This is a genomic window from Roseibium sp. RKSG952 (assembly GCF_009711355.1).
The window spans coordinates 1-2,041 of sequence record NZ_SMMF01000874.1; the positions used below are offsets into that span (position 1 = coordinate 1).

4 protein-coding genes are annotated in these 2,041 nt (G+C 53.1%); all 4 read left to right on the forward strand.

What is annotated here, in order from left to right; all coding sequences use genetic code 11:
* The first annotated feature begins 3 nt into the window (after positions 1-3).
* Positions 4-93, forward strand: coding sequence for a DUF5993 family protein (locus E1297_RS51280; protein WP_368669550.1), 90 nt, complete (start codon positions 4-6; stop codon positions 91-93).
* A gap of 15 nt (positions 94-108) precedes the next feature.
* Positions 109-675: a disulfide bond formation protein B gene (locus E1297_RS12615; RefSeq protein ID WP_155138600.1), complete on the forward strand. Its 567-nt coding sequence runs from the start codon at positions 109-111 to the stop codon at positions 673-675.
* Positions 676-710: 35 nt separating this feature from the next.
* The gene (locus E1297_RS12620) at positions 711-1,073 is read left to right on the forward strand and encodes a DUF3302 domain-containing protein (RefSeq protein ID WP_155138602.1); all 363 of its coding nucleotides are present in this window, start codon (positions 711-713) and stop codon (positions 1,071-1,073) included.
* 21 nt (positions 1,074-1,094) lie between these two features.
* A partial coding sequence (locus E1297_RS12625) for an HlyD family secretion protein (RefSeq protein WP_155138636.1) occupies positions 1,095-2,041 on the forward strand: 947 nt, incomplete at its 3' end.

A 2,041-nucleotide genomic window follows, 5' to 3' on the forward strand; every position in this document is an offset into this window, starting at 1 on the left:
AGAATAGCCAATACCATATTCTTTATCACGCTGGCGTTGAGTGTGTACTGGCTGAAGTATCACGCCACCAGCCAACTAACCATTCAGTTGTAAGCGAGGGACAAGACCATGACACCTGAACTGTCCCGCACTCTGAATGCACTTGGAACACTAGCCGTCAGCCTGGTCCTGGTGCTGGCATACTTCTATCAGCTCAAGCTCTATGAACTGCCCTGCCCTTTATGCTTGCTACAGCGGGTTGGTTTTGTTTCGGTGGGCGTCGGCCTCGGCCTCAATCTGCTTTATGGTGCTCGGGCTCGGCACTATGCACTTATGCTGTTGGGTGCACTGTTCGGAGTGAGCGTTGCCGTTCGCCAAATCCTTTTGCACATCGTCCCGGGAACCGGTCACTATGGATCTCCCGTTTTGGGGCTGCACTATTACACTTGGGCTGCAATCTGCTTTTTTCTGATCCTGCTCGGCACCTCGATCATGCTGATGTTCGAGAAGCAATATGAAAACGGATCAACAGAACAGCGCTTTGGCGGTAGCACACTGGCAAAAGTCGCATTCTTTATCATGCTAGGTCTAGCTGCTTTGAATGCGGTTTCCACACTGATCGAATGTGGCCCAACGGTTTGCGCTGACCCGCCGACCAGCTACAAACTCATTGACGAACTGGGCAACAACAATTGAGGATGGTTTCAACCTTCCCACAAGGAGGCACGTAGATGGGACTATTGGGCCAGCCGCTGGGCTACTATGACTACCTGACTTTCGTGGCGCTGATCCTGCTTCTGGCAGCCGTCATGGCGCTGTTTCTATTCCTCATGGGATTGCCGGGGCGGATCGCTATCAAACGCAATCATCCTCATGCTGAGGCCGTCAAGATCATGGGATGGATGGGCTTTCTGGCCGTTGTTCCGTGGGTGCACGCCTTTATGTGGGCCTTCCATGACGGCGTCACCGTCGATCTGCGGCGTATGCCGGATGATGAGCGCGACGCAATTCGGGATGAAATCAAACGCTTAGGCGGCAAAGTAAAGCCTGAGTACCGGGATCGCCTCGATACCGACGATACAGAACAGAGCTAAGGCCAGAGGAAGCAAAACAACATGTTCATGGCCCTCGGCATCACGCTGTTCTACATAATTTTTGTCTGGTTTATTTTCTTCAAGGCACAATGGCTGAAATTCAACATCACATGGGGTGTTGTGTCATTCTGGGTAGGCGCGCATCTGCTGCTGATCTTTCTGGTGGCACTGCGCTTCTTTCAGCCCTTCTCTGCCGACAGCCACGTAGTTCGCTCGACCATCCAGATCGTCCCGAGACTGACGCAGCCAACCCTTTTGACCGAAGTTCTGGTGGAGCCAAACACATGGGTCACCAAGGGAGAACCGCTGTATCGCTTTGACGATACCGTATTCTCTTTGGCGGTAGACAATGCCAAGGCTCAGTTGGTAGCCGCCGAACAGAACGCCAAAATTCTGGAACAGGATGTGATTGCGGCGACTGAGTCTATCGAACGCGCCAATGCGCAGCTCGCCTATGCCCTGACTCAAAAGGCACGATATGAAAATTTGGTCCCCGCTGGTGGTGCGCGACAGGATGAACTCGATCGTTGGAATGAGCAGGTCGCCGAGGATCAAGCACAGGTAAAAGAGGCCGAGGCCAATCTGGAAAAAGCGAACCTCGCACTGGCTTCACAGATCGATGGTGTAAACACCGGGATCATTCAGGCACAGACTCAGCTGGAAGAAGCTGAGTATTTCCTAGAAAATACAACGATATACGCACCTGAAAACGGGATGATCGTATCGCAACAAGCCCGACCCGGTCTCGTTGTGGGCGAAATTCGCTTGGGTGCTATCGCCAGTTTCGTAACCGAAGACGAGCCCTATATTCTAGCCACTTTCCGTCAGCAAAACCTGAAGTTCGTGGAACCTGGCCAACCGGTTGAAGTCGCACTGGACCTTTATCCCGGTGAGATTCTGAACGGCAAGGTCGAGGCGATCTGGTGGGCCACCAGACAGGGTCAATATCTGCCATCTGGCCGCCTGCC